Raw genomic sequence first — 18,377 nt, 5'->3', positions numbered from 1 at the left:
AAAGCCTTACAATTTCGCTGGACACCGCGCCAACATTGAGCTTCGTGGATTTCTGATCGTCACTGTTAACGACTGTTAATCGCCTGTTAACCATCGTTTAAACCAGGCATCAATGATCAAAATAATCATCAAACAGCCATAACAATGATAAGTAAAATTACTACCTGAGATACAACTCAAAAATCAGTTTTTCTGCTGTGCAGTCAAAATCAAACATGGCATCAATGGTGGCACTGCCCTGATGGAGACTCACCGTTTTCTTTACCTGACAGTGGTCAGAAATACGGTTGGCCAGGGCTTCCATCGTTGCCATCTGGTCGTTTGCCTGTTGCTCAGTATCCCCCTTTATGGTCATTTCGAGGTGAGTATCCCCGGGTGCAATCACCTGGCCAATCTCTAAACAGTGATCGGCATCAACTTCCAGTTCAGCGGTGGTATTGTCCATATCAGGCCTCCTGTTGAATGCCAGATGATGATATGCAAGGAATGGTTTTCTGAAAAAATCAACAATAAGATAGCACAATGGCCTTGAAAAATGAGTGAATAAGAAAAATCGAAAATAAAATGGAACCATATTCCAAATTATTGGTCAAATAATGGTAAGAATCAGATTCTATGAAAAAAGACTGGACACAAAACAGGAAAAACCGAATCAAATTAAAAAAATTTTATTTATAAACGAAAGTTATTATAGAGCCACCAATGTCTAACACAGTATCAAATTCAACGGGTTCAAAATACACTGGCTATCTTCAGGATAACTGTATTTTTGCCAGTTTTCTGAAAAGCCCGGTTACTGTCGCCAAGTCTTTATTTCCAAACTTAACTTTGTCTTCTCAAGCTTTGTCTTCTCAAGAAAGCAGCCTTCAATCAGAAAAAATTTCTTCATACAATATATCAGTTCGTAGAGTTGGTGATTATCTCCTGGTATCTCTCCCTTCTGACAAGGCTACTCATCCCGATAAAACCACGACAGCGCCCCCCCCATCAACAGGAGATTCTGACCAATTAGAATGCCGTATTCCCGATGATGAAGATAATGATCCGCGACGATACTTTTCATTCTGGTATAATGAGAATGCCACCCCGGGCAAATCCACTGATCACTCGTCCGCATCATTAAATATCAAGGATTCATTATGTGTGGCTATTGCGGATGATAGCGATGCAGATGATCAATTTTTCGAAGAAACGACGCCTGTTAATGGCCCTGACAGCATAATCCCTCCCATGAGTCAGCACTGCTTTGAAACTGACAGTATGATTTACATTGCTAACGATTCAGATCAACTGGATATTCATACTGTTGACATCATTAAGGGCAGTGAGCTTGCCAATCAGCTTGGCATTTCGGGTAAAGTCACCGTTGACAAAGTGTTTTATCAGGCAGGAACCGGTGCTATTATCGCCCAGGTAACGATCAATGGTCTGGAACAGTTATTGACTCTTTTTTATATCAATGTAGAAACCAACATCAAGCTTCCGGTCACCCAATATCAGCTGGATTCGTATCTCACAGAGACAAAAAATGAGTATGCTCCTCACTATAAATTTTTCAAGGAGGAATTAAAAAAGTGTCTTAGCCCAAAGGTCATGGGAACGAACAAAATAAAAGACGATGAAGACGGTGAAGACAATAAAATTGAAGAAAATAAAATCAAAGAAAATAAATTGAGAATGGAATCATTAAGAATAACGATGCCAACGTATATGCATCCGAAAACCATAGAACAGGAAAAATATTTTTGTTGCAATCAGGGTATCAGCGCCGTCACTAATAAAGAAGGAACTGACGTCATTGAAGCGGTCAAGAGGAGAATGTACCAGCAGGAGGAGAAATTAGTTAGCCTCAGAGGGCCACGGTTGGAACACCCGGATATAGATTCAGCAATAGAACACGTCAAGCAACAAAAAATCGCGATGGCGGCCAGTCAGCGTGATGCTAAAAATCTGAAAATACACTTTGACAAGCCACAGAAGGTTATCTTGTCCCAAAGACAACTAGAAACAGTCAATATGCTAAATCAAAGGAGGCTTATGCACCAAAAGGAAGGGATTGTTTTCGGAACCCGTAGGGATATTGCAACTGAATTTACCACATTCTTATGATTTAGCTATGATGATTTGGGAAGCAGTTCGGTAAGTAGAACCGCTTCACCTCACAAATGGAATTTCCATCCTCAATTTAATGCCGCTGCATGGATGCAGGAGCAGTTGCCGCGTAGGACAGTCTATTCTCGGACAGCCTCACAGCACACCATTTCAATGAGTTTGAGGTGTATAATCTCCGTTCACCCTGATCGTCCTTCGACCCCGCTCAGGATGCACGGTCGAAGGGAGATTGGCACAGTCTTTATTCAGGGTATGGTGTTTACGCACTTCGACTCCGCTCAGGACGAACGGAGTTTGGGCGTCATTGATAGAGGGAACCCATCAAATATATTGTAACCGTGCACTAGACTTCTTCAGGTTCAGGTTCAGGTTGCATTGCGATGGCATCATGTGACGGAATATGGCATAGCCGTTCATAAGCCGGAGTATGGCATAGCCGGTCATAGATTGATTTACATCCGTTATACACCTTGCACAAGCCACCGCTGGCAACAAAAAAGGCTGTTGACGTTACTGCTATCTCTGTCAAAAAGAGCGGGGTAAACGGAGTTAGTTCTCCGTACTCATCAGACTCAGCAAGGGTCATATTATTAAAACAATGCTCCCTCAAAAAGACTTTACCAGGATCATTCAGTGGTGAAACGACCCGATTTTTTACAAAGGTAGTACACGTCCCAACTCCAATTGAATATAAGGCGTGAAAGATCGCTGATGAAAAAAAATCATTGCGTTTTTGCTGGGTTGAATTATCAGGTGGATTAGTCACAGCCTGGAGTTCGGGATTGCCAGGCATCGATGATCCAGCGTTAATACCGGCAGTACAAATTGTTAAAGTCATTCTTAATATCCTTACTGGTTGTCATTTCTCAGACAATATCAGTAGGTATTTCGTTCAATTCTAATCAACTTTTTTCTAATTATTTTTACTATCGATGGTTAATATTTTGATGTCTGTGGAAATTTTCCCGGTTTGGCTTTTCAGGTTAGTTGCGGGCTTTTATCCTGCGACGGGCAAATGGATTGGGAAAGCGCTGGAATGGCGAATGGTCATCCCGGATAAGAGATGACCAGAGTCGTCTGAAAACCATAGCACCTGCAAAGCATTATGGCTGCTATCTGGTCAGGAGTTCGGACAAGGGAAGCGACTTAGACTTCATCATTGACTTATGGATAGTCTCTTGCAGGTTGATTTGCTGCGACATCATGCCCTGAAAAACAGGTGCATGCCCGGTCATAAATTGATTTGCATCCATCATACAATGTGCACAGGCCACCAGTGGCCAGAAAAAAGGCCGTTGACGTAACGGCCACCTGTGACAAATAAACCGGAGCAAACGGTGTTAGATCTGTGTACTCGTTTTTCTCGGCAATGGTCATATTATCGAAACAATGATAGACCAAAAAATCATCGCGAGGTTGATTCAGCATTGAAACAACGAATTTGTTTACCAGAGTAGTATACGATCCAAAAGCTAATGCATAAGCTGCATGTGTGAGCGTGGTTTGCAAAAGATGTTTGCCATTTCGTCGGGTTACATTATCAGGTGATTGAGTAGTTGCATCCATATTACCTGGCAGCACTGGTCCAGTCTTATTAGTTGCACAGCTTAGCGTCATGTCAGTATCCTCGTTTGTCGTTTTTGGACACTATAGAAGGTATTTCGTTCATTTTTTTATTGACCTTCTTTCTTGCACTTCCTTCATCCTCTGCCAGAATTCGTTTCTTACTTTTCAACAAATCCAGCATGCCTGACACAGAATTAAAAGGAGTTCACATGAAGTTTGCATTTATCTATACCATGCCCGGCTTACAGTCCTCATCCATCCAGGAGAATGTTACTGAAAAAGCCCACTTTTATTGTGTATCCGTTGATATGAACCACAGGGAAACCGCTGCAGATATCGCCAGAGAACTGGTTGAGAAAAACGGTGTACAGATGATTGAACTTTGTGGTGGGTTAGCCAGCGCTGAAATTATTGCACTGGTAAAGGAAGAAACCGAAAACAGGGTGCCTGTTGGGGCGGTATTTTATGGGCCTGAAAGTAGAAAGCCCCTGCTTGAACTAATGGGAAGTTAGCCATTAGAAAAGCCTTTATCATAAGCCAGCAAGAGTGAACAGTCAGGGGGTGAATACAATCAAATGATCTACCAGTGCTTTCGTTTGAGTCATAATAGACTCAGGCATTGAGTTATGAGTTCCGGGAATATCAATCTCCAGTCTGTCATGTTAAAAGTTAATACTACAAAGGTCATTTTATCCGCTGCACGGAATGTAATTGAGATTGCTCCGGCGATCCCTTTGCCAGAGTATCATTCAGCTTTCTGATATAACCAATGGCTCCACGCAATACTTCAGCATCCTTTAATTTCCTATTACGTATCCCTTCGGTGAAATAAGTTCCACAGAGCCGTTCTTTTAAATCACCCATTGCAACCCTTATTATTGCCGTACGTTTCCGTTCCCGGGCATTAGCCGCTAGCCGTTTCTCTCTGCCAGCTGTCAGGCTTGTCACCTTGCGTCTTCTATTCCTGGATGATGATTCAGTATCATCAACTGGCGGCTGGTTGATTTGACTGATATTTTCGGTTCTGCTTTCGATAACAGGAAGTGACTCTATCGCTGCCTGTTCCCGGGACATCTTATCAGTACCCGCCAGGCAGCCGTTCAATGGCCCGCTTTGAGATTTATCCGCATTTTCAGGATTTATTGCAAGAGAAACTGCAATTTCATTAAATTTCTGAGGGCAATGCCTTGCAGGGCCTACATTAACAGCACCGATTTTGAAACTGGATAATTGACTATCAATAATTGGACTGAACTGTGCTGATTGGCTCTCAGGATGTGATACGGGTTTATCTTCTACTTTCTGAAGTGCACGCCCGTCGAATAAAGGATCAGGACCTGAAGACTCTGAATAACCGGGATCCTCATCATCAAAGAGATATCTCAAGGGGCCATATTGAAGTTGAGAAAAATCGCCAGGAAATATATTGTAATTACCCGTCCCGTTCATAAATGTGCTCCAGATTTATTTTATTTATAACTATATGACCAATTTTAAAAACAATAGTTCATAAAAAAACCTCCCGCTTCTGAACAAAAGCAGGAGGTTCTGAGTAAAACAGCTAGTGAGTATCCAGTGCTTCAAATGATTTAACCAGCTCATCCATTGCTTTCATCTGAGTCAGGAAGGACTCAAGCATGGACAGGCGCAGTGCTGAAGGGCCATCACAGCGGGCATTATCAGGATCAGGATGAGCCTCCAGGAACAGTCCTGCCAGGCCAACCGCCATACCGGCACGGGCCAGTTCAGTCACCTGGTGGCGGCGGCCACCGGAGGCGGCCCCCATTGGATCACGGCACTGCAGCGAATGAGTCACATCGAAGATAACCGGTGCACCGCCGCTCACCTGCTTCATGGTATGAAAGCCAAGCATATCAACTACGAGGTTGTCATAACCAAAGTTCACACCACGCTCACAGAGGATCAAACGGTCATTACCCGCTTCACGGAATTTATCGGTAATATTACCCATCTGGCCGGGGCTGAGAAACTGCGGCTTCTTGATGTTAATGACTGCACCGGTTTTGGCCATGGCTTCTACCAGGTCAGTCTGCCGGGCCAGAAACGCCGGCAACTGAATCACATCCACCACTTCCGCCACAGACTGGCACTGATGAGGTTCATGGACATCAGTAATCACCGGAAAACCAAAGGTCGCTTTCAGCTCCTGAAAAATCTTTAACCCCTCATCAATGCCCGGACCACGGTAGGAGGCGATTGACGAACGGTTAGCCTTATCAAAGGAAGCCTTGAAGATATAGGGAATACCGAGCTTTTCGGTAACCCGTACATATTCTTCCGCCACTTTCATGGCCAGGTCTCTTGATTCCAGCACGTTCATCCCGGCAAACAGGACAAACGGCAGGTCATTAGCGACCTGAATGCCATTGACATCAACAATTTTGCTTTTCACAAACGTTCCTTCAGGCGTTCCAAAAAAAAACCTGCAAAAGCAGGTATCAACACTTGGCTTCAGTGAGAAGCGTGCTTAAAAGCCTGCGCTGCATAAATAAAGGCAGAAAACAGACCATGGCCATCCCGGGGCGTTGAGGTAAATTCCGGGTGGAATTGACAGGCGACAAACCATGGATGGTCGGCAACCTCAACGATCTCTACCAGACTGTTGTCTTCTGAGCGACCGGCAATGACCAGACCAGCCTCTGCCAGTGCCTCAACGTAATGGTTATTCACTTCATAACGGTGACGGTGGCGCTCGGTAATAACATCCTGACCATAGGCTTCACGGGAGAGTGTACCGGCAACCAGGTTACAGTTCTGGGCACCCAGACGCATGGTGCCGCCGAGATCGGAACCTTCGTCACGCTTTTCAACCATACCATCAGCGTCGATCCACTCAGTAATAAGACCAACCACCGGATGGGCCGCCTGACGATCAAATTCCGTACTGTTCGCCCCAGCCAGACCGGCAACATGGCGGGCATATTCAATGACCGCCACCTGCATGCCAAGGCAGATACCCAGGAAAGGAATCTTGTTCTCACGGGCATAGCGCACGGTCTGGATCTTGCCTTCCACACCACGGTGACCAAAGCCTCCGGGCACCAGAATAGCAGATACTCCTTCCAGGGCAGATAGACCATCCCGCTCAATGGTTTCAGAGTCAATGTAACGAATATTGACCTTGGTACGGGTTTTCAGACCGGCATGCTTGATCGCCTCAATCAGCGACTTATAGGCATCCAGCAGTTCCATGTATTTGCCCACCATGGCGATGGTGATCTCTTCGGAGTAGTTAAACTCACGATCCACCACATCGTCCCACTCAGAGAGATCCGCTGGCTGGCAGCCCAGGTTGAAGCGATCCACAATGATCTGATCCAGACCCTGCTCGTGGAGCATCCGCGGAATTTTGTAAATGCTGTCCGCATCTTCCAGGGAGATAACCGCACGCTCTTCTACGTTGGTAAACAGGGCAATCTTGCGGCGGGCCGAGGCATCAATGTACTGTTCGCTGCGACATACCAGGATATCGGGCTGAAGGCCAATCGAACGCAGCTCTTTAACCGAGTGCTGGGTTGGTTTGGTCTTGGTCTCACCGGCGGTTTTGATGTAAGGCACCAGGGTCAGGTGCATCAGCATGGCACGTTGAAATCCGAGCTCTACCTTCAACTGACGAATGGCTTCCAGAAATGGCTGTGATTCAATATCACCCACAGTCCCACCCACTTCCACCAGGGCGATATCCGCATCGCCCGCACCATTAACCACCCGACGCTTGATCTCATCGGTGATGTGCGGAATAACCTGTACCGTACCACCCAGATAGTCGCCACGACGCTCTTTACGCAGAACATCCTGGTAAATCCGGCCAGAGGTAAAGTTGTTACCCTGTTTCATGGTGGTTCGGATAAACCGCTCGTAATGCCCCAGGTCCAGGTCAGTCTCGGCACCATCTTCAGTAACGAAAACCTCGCCATGCTGAAAAGGGCTCATGGTACCCGGATCAACGTTGATGTAAGGGTCCAACTTGAGCATCGTCACCTTGAGACCACGTGCCTCAAGAATGGCGGCGAGAGATGCCGATGCGATGCCTTTGCCTAACGAGGAAACAACACCGCCGGTGACGAAAATATAACGCGTCATGCTTACCTGCTGTGAAAATAAAAAAAGCGGGGTGAAAAGAGAGTCTCAAGATGGGATATCAGGATACCAAAACCGGCAGTAAACGTAAAACCGTTATTACATTAACACAATACTGCCACGACCAATGCCTTAGCGAATGACACGTGCCAATCACCGAGGCGGACGTTCACTCGAATATCAGAACGACTAACACTCATTTTATTTTCGCCGGGGATAAAAAACCGACAGTCCGTAGTCTAACTAGAGCAAATTATTCTATTTGACGATCGCAAACACTCATAATTTCGCTGAGGTTTTTTTATGTCTCCTCAATCTGGAAACACTATAAGGTACGTTACCAACGGAGCCACGGGCAACAATGGAGCCTGCGGTGCAAACGGTAATTTCGGCGGTTATCCCGGGCAGGACGGCGCTCCGGGAAAATGCGGCCAAAATGCTCACGCACTGGATGTTGCAATAGCAACCTACAATAACGATATTTTTGTTCGAGGGAACCAGGCATCAAATGAGTTCAGTCTGTTCGATAGAACAGTATCAATCTTTCTTGAAGCCCGTGGCGGTGATGCTGGCAATGGCGGCAACGGCGGTGATGGGGGTAAAGGGGTAACCGGGTCCAAGGGGAATAACGCCACCCGATTTCGGATGGGTCAAAACGGAGGTCAAGGCGGCCCCGGGGGCAATGGGGGCAATGGCGCTCGAGGTGGCGATGGTGGCAATGGCGGTAAAGTAACCCTCACAGTAGCATCTTCGCAAACCGACTTGCTCATGCTTTTCAACACTCCTGACGTTCGCGGTGGTGCACACGGCCGGGGTGGAAAAGGCGGATATGGTGGCCCGGGAGGAGAGGGAGGAAAAGGTGGGGAGTCACACCGGTATGTCAGTACTGAGACCTGCACCGACGCAAGTGGGAGGACTCAAACACGTTTCACAACCCATTATCAACCGGGAGGATTTAAAGGCCCCCGTGGTTTACCGGGTCAAGATGGACGTAACGCCCCTGATGGACGTTGCGGAAATTCTGGCAGTTTTCAAATCAATGATTACACCAAACAATACCCCGGGCCTTATGACCTGTCTGTTACTGCCTCCAGACTGTTGCCAAATAAGCCCGGCGATGATGGTTTTTTCGAACCCGGCAAACAGGTCTCTGTTGATCTGTCAGTCACGAATACCGGTCAAATGCCTACACCAGATCCACAGCCAATCAGAATGAGCCTCGTGGATAATAAATGGGTCAGCTTCAACCCCCGCTCTATTTTCAACCTCCCTTGCGCTATACCCCCTGGCCAGGAAGTTCACCCACAAAATCGCCTGGAATTTACCATTAACAAACCTCAAACAATACCCACAGGGGAGCCGCTGTGTGAAACGGGTGTCGCCAACTTTAGCGCCACTGTTGCGCGGGTTGAGCGACAGTTCTCAAAAGTAGCCACCCAGCAAATAAAGTTTCCCGTAAGATATCCAGTGAATCTTGATACGATAGAGGGGAGCAAATCAATTAGCCGCAATGCAGAAGCCTTGCTGTCGGTAAAAGTGAATAATATTTCTTCGAAAGCCCTTGGTTTGCAGTGCAGGCAACAGCGGTTGCTCAAATTGAACTTTAAAGCAGATACCAATAATGACCAGACGAGAAGCGCCGACCTTACTTTTTACAGCAGAGATGGAGTACCATTCAGCGGCAACCAGGGGCTCACGAAATCGATCGATGATCTACCTCCCTATGGCCAGGGCGGACTTTCAGGTTCGATCGCATTCAAAGATCCTGCACAACCCCTTTACTCAAAAGTAACACTATTCGCAGAACTCGAACTGGGACGTTTGGATTGCCCGACAGATCACCAGCTGACGGAAGTGGTACACCGAAGAGTATTTGAAGTTCAGCTTGCCGAAGGTTACCAGTACGATCCTGATGCAGATTTTCTGTTAGTTACCAACGCCGACACTTCTTTGCCAGAATGGAATCAATGGAAAACCCTGGCCAATCGGCTTGGACTGACTTTTGCCACTTGGAACAGCTCGCTCAACAACGGGATAAGCCTGTTCCATGAGCTGCAATCCAGGGAAACTGAAGAGCATCCAGCTGTCGAAACCGACACTGCACCGTTGCCCGCGACCGGAGTACATGCAGATACCGGCGTCACGTTAGTTGATCACTTTAAAGACAAAACCATTGTTTTTCTAAATAATGACGATACCTGTGTAAAAACCCTTCCGCCCTGTGATTTTTTCAGATCTGCCAGCAGCGGCGTCAGGAGCTACATCGTGGGGCCAAAGCCGGTCAGGGAAGACCTGTTTTATCCAGAAAAAGATCTTGCTGAAAACCTCAACGGACGCGCGAGGAAAACGTTAGTAAGGAGCTACATCCACACTACGAACGGTTCAAAGGACAGACTGATAAAAGCAGCAGAAAAACAGGCAAAAAAATTGCGAAGAGAGTGGCCTGATAAAAGATTTACCGTCGTTTATAACTACGAAAATCTACCGCTACCAAGAAAAACCCTACCCATTGTCGGAAAGTACGGGCCCAAAAGATATCAGATGGGTACACTGATTTCCGTTCTTTCACCGACGAAGAATATGTTTACCAATCTATCCAGACGACCCTGCGAAAGTGATCGCTCTGATTACACCCTTGACCCAGGCAATGTCTTTGGCCTACTAAAAAGTCTTTCTCTACAGAAAAAAATTCAGCTGGTTCAAAACAATAGCACTGCAGACCGGGAAGCCTTGAAAAAAGCCATACTCTCAGATCTCGTAGATGAACATAAAGCGTTCCGTCAAGTAAAGTGGGCAGGCAGTATCGGTAAGAGCGAATTGAAGAAGCGCTTAACCTGTTTACAACAAGTAGTCGATGCCAGCTACCCTGAGACCCGAAGCAAAGAGCTGATACAAGAGATACTCATCGAATTTCGCGCTTTTGCTGCCCGAATGCTCAGGGATAAATGGTACCACCCTCGCCATCGCCAACTCGCCAAAGTGACCCATAAAATAATCGATAGTTTCAAGCAAAAAGGGGATATTGACCCGACACACTGGTTGGAAAATTACCAGGCAAAGAAACAGAGTTTTGCCGGGATTCACCGACGGGATTTATGGCGTCGCTATCAGGATTCTGACGTTTTTCCAGTCCATCAAAATGGTCTCAATGACCCGAACCCTGTGATTGATTTTAACGAATTACAAAATCCATACGATACGGTGTCCCGTGTTGCTGAAAATAGTCACTTTTTTAGAGACCAGGGAGAACGTTTGCGGGCATTGGAAGCATTAGAAAACGGTAACTCATACGACAATAACCCGTAAAACAAAGACGGATGGCTGTTACCAATGGAGAGCTAAACCATCACTCTCGTTGGCATAATAGCCATCACACACCCAGAGACCGGGAGCAGCCACCATTTGGTCACCATCAAACACCAATGGCAGATATTCTCTCAGCCAGGGTGGCACTTTATAGTCCTGCAGCCATTTTTTCAGTGTTTTTCGACCTTGCCGCCCGGCAATGGCAAACTTTTCATCCCCTGATATATGACAACGGCGTTTTAACAGTAATGGTTTTTGTGGCAGTCGGATGGCGCTACCACTGTGCTCCTGTCTAGCACGGCAGGTCAGCGACCGGTCTCCCAACACCACGATTGGCTCTTTCTGCCAGTCCCATACCATGGGCTCAAATGCCTGCAAATCCACTTCTTCATCCAGCAGCACGAGCATTTGTTGGCAGCGAGTCAGGGCAAAGCGAGGTGCCACTGCCAGCACCGGCTCGGCGTCGATTCGAGCCTCAACCACTTCATCAAAGATCTGTTCAAGAGTATGTCTGGAGGGAGGTTGTATGCCCTGCTGTTTCAGCCATTCGCGAACCACTCGACGCCGGGAACCGGCATCAAGGGATTGCAGCGTTGCCAGATTAATCAGCGGTTGCCGGTCAAGCAGCCATTGCGGGCGATAATCAAGACACAGGGCCAACTGTTCGACAGTTTGCTGCTGCACGGTTTGATTCATCTGCCCCACATCCCGCACAAATTCGACCAATCGTTCCGACGCACCCGGCCAGCGCTCTTCCACCATGGGAATCAGTCGCTGACGGAGAAAGTTGCGGGAGAAGCGTTCATCCGTATTACTGTCATCTTCAATAAATCGGAGGTTATGTGCCCGGGCGTAATCTTCAATGGATGCTCGGGCCACATTCAGTAAGGGCCGTAACAACAGCCCATTGCCCAGGGACCTTTGTTCGGGAATCCCCTGAACACCATCAACACCGGTCCCGCGGAATAACCTGAGCAGAACCGTCTCTGCCTGATCATCCCGATGATGCCCCTGCAACAGACAGCCACCCTCCTCCACGGCATTGATAAATACCTGGTATCGCGCATCCCTGGCCGCCTGCTCCAAACCATAGCCATCATTTTCCAGAGAAACTCGGGCGATGGTCAGCGGTATCTGCCACTGCTCACATACCGACTGACAGTGCTCAGCCCACTGATCAGCGAAGCGGCTCAAACCATGATGAACATGAACAGCACATACATCAGCGATATCTCCCCGGTCACGCAGGCAGGCCAGCAAATGGAGTAAAACGGTGGAGTCAACACCGCCACTGAATGCCACCGTTACAGGGCATTCAGATGCCGGTAACTGCAGACTTGAAGATAGTTGATCAAGCACCCACCCAGGGCTGAGTGGGTGACAGGAAGTGATCTCTGCGCTGGTTTTTGCCATCGTTTTCGCAATCAAAGCGCCCCAAAATCCCTGATTTTCTGGTAACGATTTTCCAGCAGGGTATCGCTGTCCAGTGCCGAAAGCATGTTCAGCTGATCCACCAGTGTTGCTTGCAAACTGGCAGCCGCTGCTTCAGGATCCCGGTGCGCACCACCCAATGGCTCTGCCACCAGGGTATCCACCAGACCCAGCTCCTGTAAACGCCCGGCAGTTACTCCCATGGCTTCTGCGGCGGTAGAAGCGTACTCGGCTTTTTTCCAGAGAATGGAGGCGCAACCCTCAGGGGAAATAACAGAGTAGGTTGAATACCCCATCATCACCAGATGATCACAAACCCCAATGGCCAATGCGCCACCGGAACCGCCTTCACCGATCACCGTGGAAATCACGGGCACTTTCAAGCGGGACATCACCGCCAGGTTGTAGGCAATCGCCTCACTCTGCCCACGTTCCTCGGCACCAATACCGGGGTATGCGCCCGGTGTATCAATAAAGGTCAGGATGGGCATCTTGAAACGTTCCGCCATTTCCATCAGGCGACAGGCTTTACGGTAACCTTCCGGTTTGGGCATTCCGAAATTCCGGCGTACTTTTTCTTCGATCTCACGCCCCTTCTGATGACCAATCACCATCACCGGCCGACCATCCAGTCGGGCCATGCCCCCCACAATGGAAGGGTCATCGGCAAAATGGCGATCGCCATGGAGTTCATCAAACTCGGTGAAAATATGGCGAATATAGTCCAGCGTATAAGGCCTTCTGGGGTGCCGGGCCAGCTGGGCCACCTGCCAGGAAGAAAGGTTGCTGAAAATGGCATCCGTCAGACTGCGACACTTATCCTGCAGTGTGGCAATCTCTTCAGTAATATTCAGCTCTGCATCGCTGCTGACCAGCCGAAGCTCTTCTATCTTGGCTTCCAGTTCAGCAATTGGCTGTTCAAAGTCCAGGTAATTCGGGTTCATGAAGTCCACTTATCATGGCCGGAGAGTAAATAGGGATCAAAATACGTAAACACCGCCAGAAAGTCGAGTTAAAAAGCGTAATCGCCTGTAAACAAAGCGACGGTATTGAAGTCCTCAAGGGCAGCAGAAAAGCAATATGAGAATCGGATGATACCTTTTGAAAAGGTGAAACTCCTGCCTGACAAGGTAGTGAAGAATTGATCAGAGTCGCATCAGAATAAAGACATATCCTCTTCAGCAATGGCAATCCGCACAGGGTCTTCCGGTGGTCTTTCGGGGACTTTCGGTTTTTGCGCTTCAAGAATTGCACTGAAAGAGTCAGACCCAAATCCCAGCAGCGGTCTGATGAAAGTCGCTATGTCGGTGCCCTGGCAAGCCTGTTCAAAAGTTGCCAGTGCTTCTTCTAAGGTCTTTCCGCAATAGAGGGAATAAGGGTGGGTTCCGGGGAATACCTCGAATTCATTAACCCCCAAGTACTGGATGTTTTGGCGGTGATGATCTAATTTATATTGCCATTCACATTGGCTGGGGTTCAACAACTTGAGGAAAAACATACCATCATCAAGTTGACCAGCATGTATTGAATCAGGGTGACGAAAATGTCTGAATCCCTTATTCAAAGATTGATGATATTCACCTTGATAAAAATTATTGAGATCACAAACTCCTGTAATCTCTTTCAGGGTATTACCACATGTTTTGCAATCCGTCTCCCTCAATCTGCCATCAGCACACTGGAAATATTTCCCAAACTGGTCAAGAGAGATTTGAGGGCTCTGAATTTCAAGTTTTTCCATATTCCGAAATACCAGTAAAGGCGAACCCGTTGCCGCTATATTGGTATTGGGGTCCACCCGGCTGGGTGAATATTTTCTTAACAACTCTGATCCGGACCGGGAATTATCAGCCTGTGGTATCGCAGCATAAGCCCCGGGAACTATGGTAGTCGACAGGTTGTTAAACTTTCCCTGATGATCATCTGTTATGGGGTTAGTCTCTTGCTTTGGTTGTGCTGGCAACGCCTTTTGGCAAGACTCGACAGGAGTCATAAATAAATTCCTTCCATAAAAATTTCACTAAGTTCATGACCGTTTGCTTTTCAGGCAACCCGGAAACCCGGCGCAGCCTTCAAGCAAGAAAATTTAGATTCCATTTGGTCATTAACTCTGACTGCATATTCCAATGAAAGTTCTATACAAGGTGATTTTATTTTTCCGTTGAGATTTTCTTATTCCTGAAAAGGGAAACTGCAAAAGACCACAGCTCCCGTTTCATACCTCAATTCTGCATACTCAGTAAGTTCTTTAAGTCAGGCATACTCAACGTTAGCCGCATTTTTGCCAAGCCACTGCCTGAGTTCCAGCACCAATTCATCACTGGGGCTGACCAGCCATTGCTCACCGAGCATCAGGCTGGCACGGGCATCGTCCCGATGGTAATCAATCCTGACCGGCAACCGCCCCGGCTGCCCGCCCAGCATGGACGACAATTTTCGTTCAAAATGACCATCAATCTGTTCATGGGACACCTCAAGAACCAGACGACGGGCATAATGGCTGCGGGCATCCACCACTTTCATCACTTTTTTCGAGCGGACTTTCAGGCTACCGGAGTAATCATCAAAGGTGACTTCCCCTTCCACCACCAGCACTGCGTCTTTATGGAGCAGGTGTTGATACTCCCCAAACACGTCGGCAAACACCGACACTTCAATCCGTCCGGTGCGATCATCCAGGGTAACAAACGCCATTTTGTCCCCCTTCTTGTTTTTCATGATCCGCATATCCACCACCAGCCCGGCGATGTTCTGGCTATCGCCCCGGGCAGGCTGAAGGTCTTTGATACGGTTGCGGATAAAATGCCGGATTTCACTTTCGTATTCATCAATGGGGTGACCAGTCAGATAGAGCCCCAGGGTATCCTTCTCGCCACCCAAACGAACCTTATCCGTCCATTCGCTGGTTTTCAGATAAGTGTCGTAAACAGCGTCTTCTCCGGCGGGAACCAGGGCACCAAACATATCCATATGACCGGAATCCAGGCTTTTGGCCGCCTGATCCGCCGCTTTGATCGCCTCAAGCTGGCTCGCTTCCAGCACGGCCCGGTTAAAATTCAACTGTTGCGGCTTTTGTGGGACAGGTCCAAGCAGGTCTAGCGCCCCGGATTTGATCAACGCCTCCAGCACCCGCTTGTTGATGCTTTTGGCATCCACCCGCTCACAGAAGTCAAACAGGTCCTTGAATGACCCACCCTCTTTACGTGCCCGGACAATCGCCTCAATAGGGCCTTCACCCACGCCCTTGATGGCTCCCAGCCCATAGACAATATGACCATCGTCGTTCACACCGAACATATATTCGCCGCTGTTCACGCTGGGCGGCAGCACAGTCAGGCCCATATCCCGACACTCTTCGATAAAGGTCACCACCTTATCGGTATTCTGCATATCGGAGCTCATGACCGCCGCCATAAACTCCGATGGATAGTGAGCCTTCAGCCACAGCGTCTGGTAGGAAACCAGGGCGTAGGCTGCCGAGTGGGATTTGTTAAAGCCATAGCCCGCAAACTTCTCAACCAGGTCGAAGATCTTCATGGCCAGCTCACCATCAACCCCCTGGCTGATAGCGCCCTCTTCAAAGACTGTCCGCTGCTTGGCCATCTCCTCCGGCTTTTTCTTACCCATGGCCCGGCGCAGCATATCCGCACCGCCCAGGGTGTAACCGGCCAGCACCTGGGCAATCTGCATCACCTGTTCCTGGTAGAGGATAATGCCGTACGTGGGCTGCAAAATAGGCTGAAGCGACTCGTGCTGATACTGGGCATCCGGGAACGAGAGTTCCTCCCGGCCATGCTTACGGTTAATAAAGTTGTCCACCATCCCGGACTGCAACGGACCGGGACGAAACAGGGCCACCAAAGCGATAATATCTTCAAAGCAGTCGGGCTGGAGACGCTTGATCAGATCTTTCATCCCACGGGATTCCAGCTGGAAGACCGCGGTGGTTTCCGCCCGCTTCAGCATGTCATAGGAGCTTTTATCTTCAAGATCGATGGCTTCAATGGCCAGAGGCTCTTCACCCCGCTGCGCCCGGCGGGGATTAATCAGCTTCAGGGCCCAGTCAATAATGGTCAGCGTACGCAGACCCAGGAAGTCGAACTTAACAAGACCCGCGTATTCCACATCATTCTTGTCATACTGGGTGACCACCCCTTTACCGTGCTCATCACAGTAAAGCGGAGCAAAGTCCGTCAACTTGGTGGGGGCAATCACCACACCACCGGCGTGCTTGCCGACATTGCGCGTGACCCCTTCCAGCTTCAGCGCCATCTCCCAGATTTCCGCCGCCTCTTCATCGGACTCCAGAAACTCCCGGATGACTTCTTCCTGCTCAAAGGCCTTACTGAGGGTCATGCCGATTTCAAAGGGGATCATTTTGGAAAGACGATCCGCCAGACCGTAGGATTTACCCTGAACCCGGGCTACATCACGCACCACCGCCTTGGCCGCCATGGTACCGAAGGTGATGATCTGGGATACCGCATTGCGTCCATAGGTACGGGCCACATAATCAATCACCCGGTCCCGGCCTTCCATACAGAAGTCAACGTCAAAGTCGGGCATTGACACCCGCTCAGGATTCAGGAATCGCTCAAACAGCAGGTCGTATTTGATCGGGTCCAGATCGGTGATTTTCTGAGCATAGGCCACCAGCGACCCGGCACCGGAACCACGTCCGGGGCCAACGGGAATATCGTTATTTTTAGACCACTGGATAAAGTCCATAACGATCAGGAAGTACCCGGGGAACCCCATCTGCAGAATGGTGTTCAGCTCAAAGTCCAATCGCTCCCGGTAAATTTTTTCGGTTTCCGGAAAGTCCGGTGCCGACGTATCAAACAGAAACGCCAGACGCTCCGTCAGACCGTCATGGGAAAATTCACGGAAAAACTGATCCATGGTTTTACCTTCTGGCACGGGATATTCCGGCAGAAAGTACTCACCCAGTTTGACATTAATAGAACAGCGCTGGGCAATGGCAACGGAGTTGGCCAGTGCTTCAGGAATATCCGCAAAGAGTTCAGCCATCTCCTGTTCAGACTTCAGGTACTGTTCTTCACTGTAGCGATGTTCCCGGCGGGGATCATCCAGAACCATACTTTCACCAATGCAGACCCTGGACTCATGGGCTTCGAAATCATCCCGGGTCATAAACATCACATCATTGGTGGCCACCACCGGACAGTTGAATTCTGCCGCCAGAGCCACGGAACCATGAACGCACTCTTCATCCCCTGCCCGGTTGGTACGGTGCAGTTCCAGGTAGAAGCGATCAGGAAACGCCCCCATCCACTCCTGCAATAACTCACCCGCCAGCGACTTTTTGCCCGATAACAGTGCCCGGCCAATCTCACCTTCCCTGGCACCGGAAAGCGCAATCAGCCCTTCTGACTGAGCCATGATCCACTCCCGTTTAACCAGTGCTTTTTCATGGTGTTGATTTTCCATAAACGCCCGGGAGATCAGCTCGGTCAGATTGTGATAACCCTGCTCATCCATACACAGCAACACCAGACGGGACGGTGCATACTTATCCGCCGGATTTTCCACCCAGAGGTCAGCGCCACAAATGGGCTTGATACCTGCACCCATGGCCCCCGAATAAAACTTCACCAGCGCACAGAGATTGGACTGGTCGGTCACCGCCACCGCCGGTGTACCACAGCCGGAAATCGCGCTGATCAACGGTTTTATTCGCACCAGCCCGTCGCTGAGGGAAAATTCGGTGTGCACCCGTAAGTGGATAAATCGTGCGGTCATGGAAGAAGGAAGTCCTGAATGGCAATCCGATTATGATAACAATGGAGATATGCACCTAACAAATTAATATTTAATGCAATATTTAAAAGCAAGTGATA

The 18,377-nt window shown here is 48.6% G+C and carries 14 protein-coding genes and 1 pseudogene; 4 read left to right on the top strand and 11 right to left on the bottom strand.

What is annotated here, in order from left to right; translation table 11 throughout:
* Nucleotides 1-160 precede the first annotated feature (160 nt).
* Nucleotides 161-445, bottom strand: a complete 285-nt coding sequence (locus CX664_RS12575) for a DUF406 family protein (protein WP_163372582.1) — start codon at nucleotides 443-445, stop codon at nucleotides 161-163.
* A 257-nt stretch (nucleotides 446-702) separates the two neighbouring features.
* Between CX664_RS12575 and CX664_RS12570 the strand changes: the two genes are divergently transcribed.
* The gene (locus CX664_RS12570; RefSeq protein ID WP_145999982.1) at nucleotides 703-2,109 is read left to right on the top strand and encodes a hypothetical protein; all 1,407 of its coding nucleotides are present in this window, start codon (nucleotides 703-705) and stop codon (nucleotides 2,107-2,109) included.
* 346 nt (nucleotides 2,110-2,455) lie between these two features.
* Here CX664_RS12570 and CX664_RS12565 read toward each other — a convergent pair whose 3' ends face one another.
* Nucleotides 2,456-2,950, bottom strand: a complete 495-nt coding sequence (locus CX664_RS12565) for a hypothetical protein (RefSeq protein WP_145999981.1) — start codon at nucleotides 2,948-2,950, stop codon at nucleotides 2,456-2,458.
* 326 nt (nucleotides 2,951-3,276) lie between these two features.
* On the bottom strand, nucleotides 3,277-3,729 hold the full coding sequence (locus tag CX664_RS12560; protein WP_145999980.1) for a hypothetical protein: 453 nt from the start codon (nucleotides 3,727-3,729) through the stop codon (nucleotides 3,277-3,279).
* Between the two features lie 158 nt (nucleotides 3,730-3,887).
* On the opposite strand from CX664_RS12560, the gene CX664_RS12555 reads away from it, so the two are divergent.
* Nucleotides 3,888-4,190 carry a DUF6506 family protein gene (locus tag CX664_RS12555; RefSeq protein ID WP_101747065.1) on the top strand — a complete coding sequence of 101 codons (303 nt, stop codon included), beginning with the start codon at nucleotides 3,888-3,890 and terminating at the stop codon, nucleotides 4,188-4,190.
* Between the two features lie 172 nt (nucleotides 4,191-4,362).
* On the opposite strand, the gene CX664_RS12550 is transcribed toward CX664_RS12555, so the two are convergent.
* From CX664_RS12550 to CX664_RS25705, 4 genes are all read right to left on the bottom strand, one after another.
* Complete coding sequence (locus tag CX664_RS12550; RefSeq protein WP_101747064.1) at nucleotides 4,363-5,127, bottom strand: helix-loop-helix domain-containing protein; 765 nt, start codon at nucleotides 5,125-5,127, stop codon at nucleotides 4,363-4,365.
* A 112-nt stretch (nucleotides 5,128-5,239) separates the two neighbouring features.
* Complete coding sequence (kdsA, locus tag CX664_RS12545) at nucleotides 5,240-6,091, bottom strand: 3-deoxy-8-phosphooctulonate synthase (RefSeq protein ID WP_101747063.1); 852 nt, start codon at nucleotides 6,089-6,091, stop codon at nucleotides 5,240-5,242.
* Nucleotides 6,092-6,150: 59 nt separating this feature from the next.
* Nucleotides 6,151-7,782: a CTP synthase gene (locus CX664_RS12540; RefSeq protein WP_101747062.1), complete on the bottom strand. Its 1,632-nt coding sequence runs from the start codon at nucleotides 7,780-7,782 to the stop codon at nucleotides 6,151-6,153.
* Nucleotides 7,783-8,316: 534 nt separating this feature from the next.
* On the bottom strand, nucleotides 8,317-8,535 hold the full coding sequence (locus CX664_RS25705) for a hypothetical protein (protein WP_145999979.1): 219 nt from the start codon (nucleotides 8,533-8,535) through the stop codon (nucleotides 8,317-8,319).
* A gap of 12 nt (nucleotides 8,536-8,547) precedes the next feature.
* On the opposite strand from CX664_RS25705, the pseudogene CX664_RS28445 reads away from it, so the two are divergent.
* Both CX664_RS28445 and CX664_RS25695 read left to right on the top strand, forming a co-directional pair.
* Nucleotides 8,548-9,231: pseudogene (locus CX664_RS28445) on the top strand (DUF7932 domain-containing protein); the annotation flags it as partial.
* A gap of 15 nt (nucleotides 9,232-9,246) precedes the next feature.
* Nucleotides 9,247-11,085, top strand: a complete 1,839-nt coding sequence (locus tag CX664_RS25695; RefSeq protein WP_145999977.1) for a hypothetical protein — start codon at nucleotides 9,247-9,249, stop codon at nucleotides 11,083-11,085.
* An 18-nt stretch (nucleotides 11,086-11,103) separates the two neighbouring features.
* Here the strand turns inward: CX664_RS25695 and tilS are convergent, their stop codons facing one another.
* The 4 genes from tilS to dnaE form a co-directional block, all read right to left on the bottom strand.
* Nucleotides 11,104-12,513, bottom strand: coding sequence for a tRNA lysidine(34) synthetase TilS (tilS, locus tag CX664_RS12530; RefSeq protein WP_101747060.1), 1,410 nt, complete (start codon nucleotides 12,511-12,513; stop codon nucleotides 11,104-11,106).
* Nucleotides 12,510-13,460 (bottom strand): acetyl-CoA carboxylase carboxyl transferase subunit alpha, encoded by a 951-nt coding sequence (accA, locus tag CX664_RS12525; protein ID WP_101747059.1) that lies wholly within the window; start codon nucleotides 13,458-13,460, stop codon nucleotides 12,510-12,512. The genes tilS and accA overlap by 4 nt, the downstream gene beginning before the upstream one ends.
* A gap of 212 nt (nucleotides 13,461-13,672) precedes the next feature.
* Nucleotides 13,673-14,257, bottom strand: a complete 585-nt coding sequence (locus CX664_RS12520; RefSeq protein WP_145999976.1) for a hypothetical protein — start codon at nucleotides 14,255-14,257, stop codon at nucleotides 13,673-13,675.
* Nucleotides 14,258-14,769: 512 nt separating this feature from the next.
* Nucleotides 14,770-18,279: a DNA polymerase III subunit alpha gene (gene dnaE, locus CX664_RS12515; protein ID WP_101747057.1), complete on the bottom strand. Its 3,510-nt coding sequence runs from the start codon at nucleotides 18,277-18,279 to the stop codon at nucleotides 14,770-14,772.
* Between the last annotated feature and the right edge of the window lie 98 nt (nucleotides 18,280-18,377).

Source organism: Endozoicomonas acroporae, assembly GCF_002864045.1.
Classification (GTDB): domain Bacteria; phylum Pseudomonadota; class Gammaproteobacteria; order Pseudomonadales; family Endozoicomonadaceae; genus Endozoicomonas; species Endozoicomonas acroporae.
The sequence above is the reverse complement of the archived record's forward strand: the minus strand, read 5'-3'. Positions and strand labels throughout refer to the sequence as shown.

Bases quoted from the DNA above. Each gene is read 5' to 3' on its own strand.
- CX664_RS12575 (WP_163372582.1), bottom strand. From the start codon at position 445: ATGGACAATACCACCGCTGAACTGGAAGTTGATGCCGATCACTGTTTA.
- CX664_RS12570 (WP_145999982.1), top strand. From the start codon at position 703: ATGTCTAACACAGTATCAAATTCAACGGGTTCAAAATACACTGGCTAT.
- CX664_RS12565 (WP_145999981.1), bottom strand. From the start codon at position 2,950: ATGACTTTAACAATTTGTACTGCCGGTATTAACGCTGGATCATCGATG.
- CX664_RS12560 (WP_145999980.1), bottom strand. From the start codon at position 3,729: ATGACGCTAAGCTGTGCAACTAATAAGACTGGACCAGTGCTGCCAGGT.
- CX664_RS12555 (WP_101747065.1), top strand. From the start codon at position 3,888: ATGAAGTTTGCATTTATCTATACCATGCCCGGCTTACAGTCCTCATCC.
- CX664_RS12550 (WP_101747064.1), bottom strand. From the start codon at position 5,127: ATGAACGGGACGGGTAATTACAATATATTTCCTGGCGATTTTTCTCAA.
- CX664_RS12540 (WP_101747062.1), bottom strand. From the start codon at position 7,782: ATGACGCGTTATATTTTCGTCACCGGCGGTGTTGTTTCCTCGTTAGGC.
- accA (WP_101747059.1), bottom strand. From the start codon at position 13,460: ATGAACCCGAATTACCTGGACTTTGAACAGCCAATTGCTGAACTGGAA.
- CX664_RS12520 (WP_145999976.1), bottom strand. From the start codon at position 14,257: ATGGAAAAACTTGAAATTCAGAGCCCTCAAATCTCTCTTGACCAGTTT.
- dnaE (WP_101747057.1), bottom strand. From the start codon at position 18,279: ATGACCGCACGATTTATCCACTTACGGGTGCACACCGAATTTTCCCTC.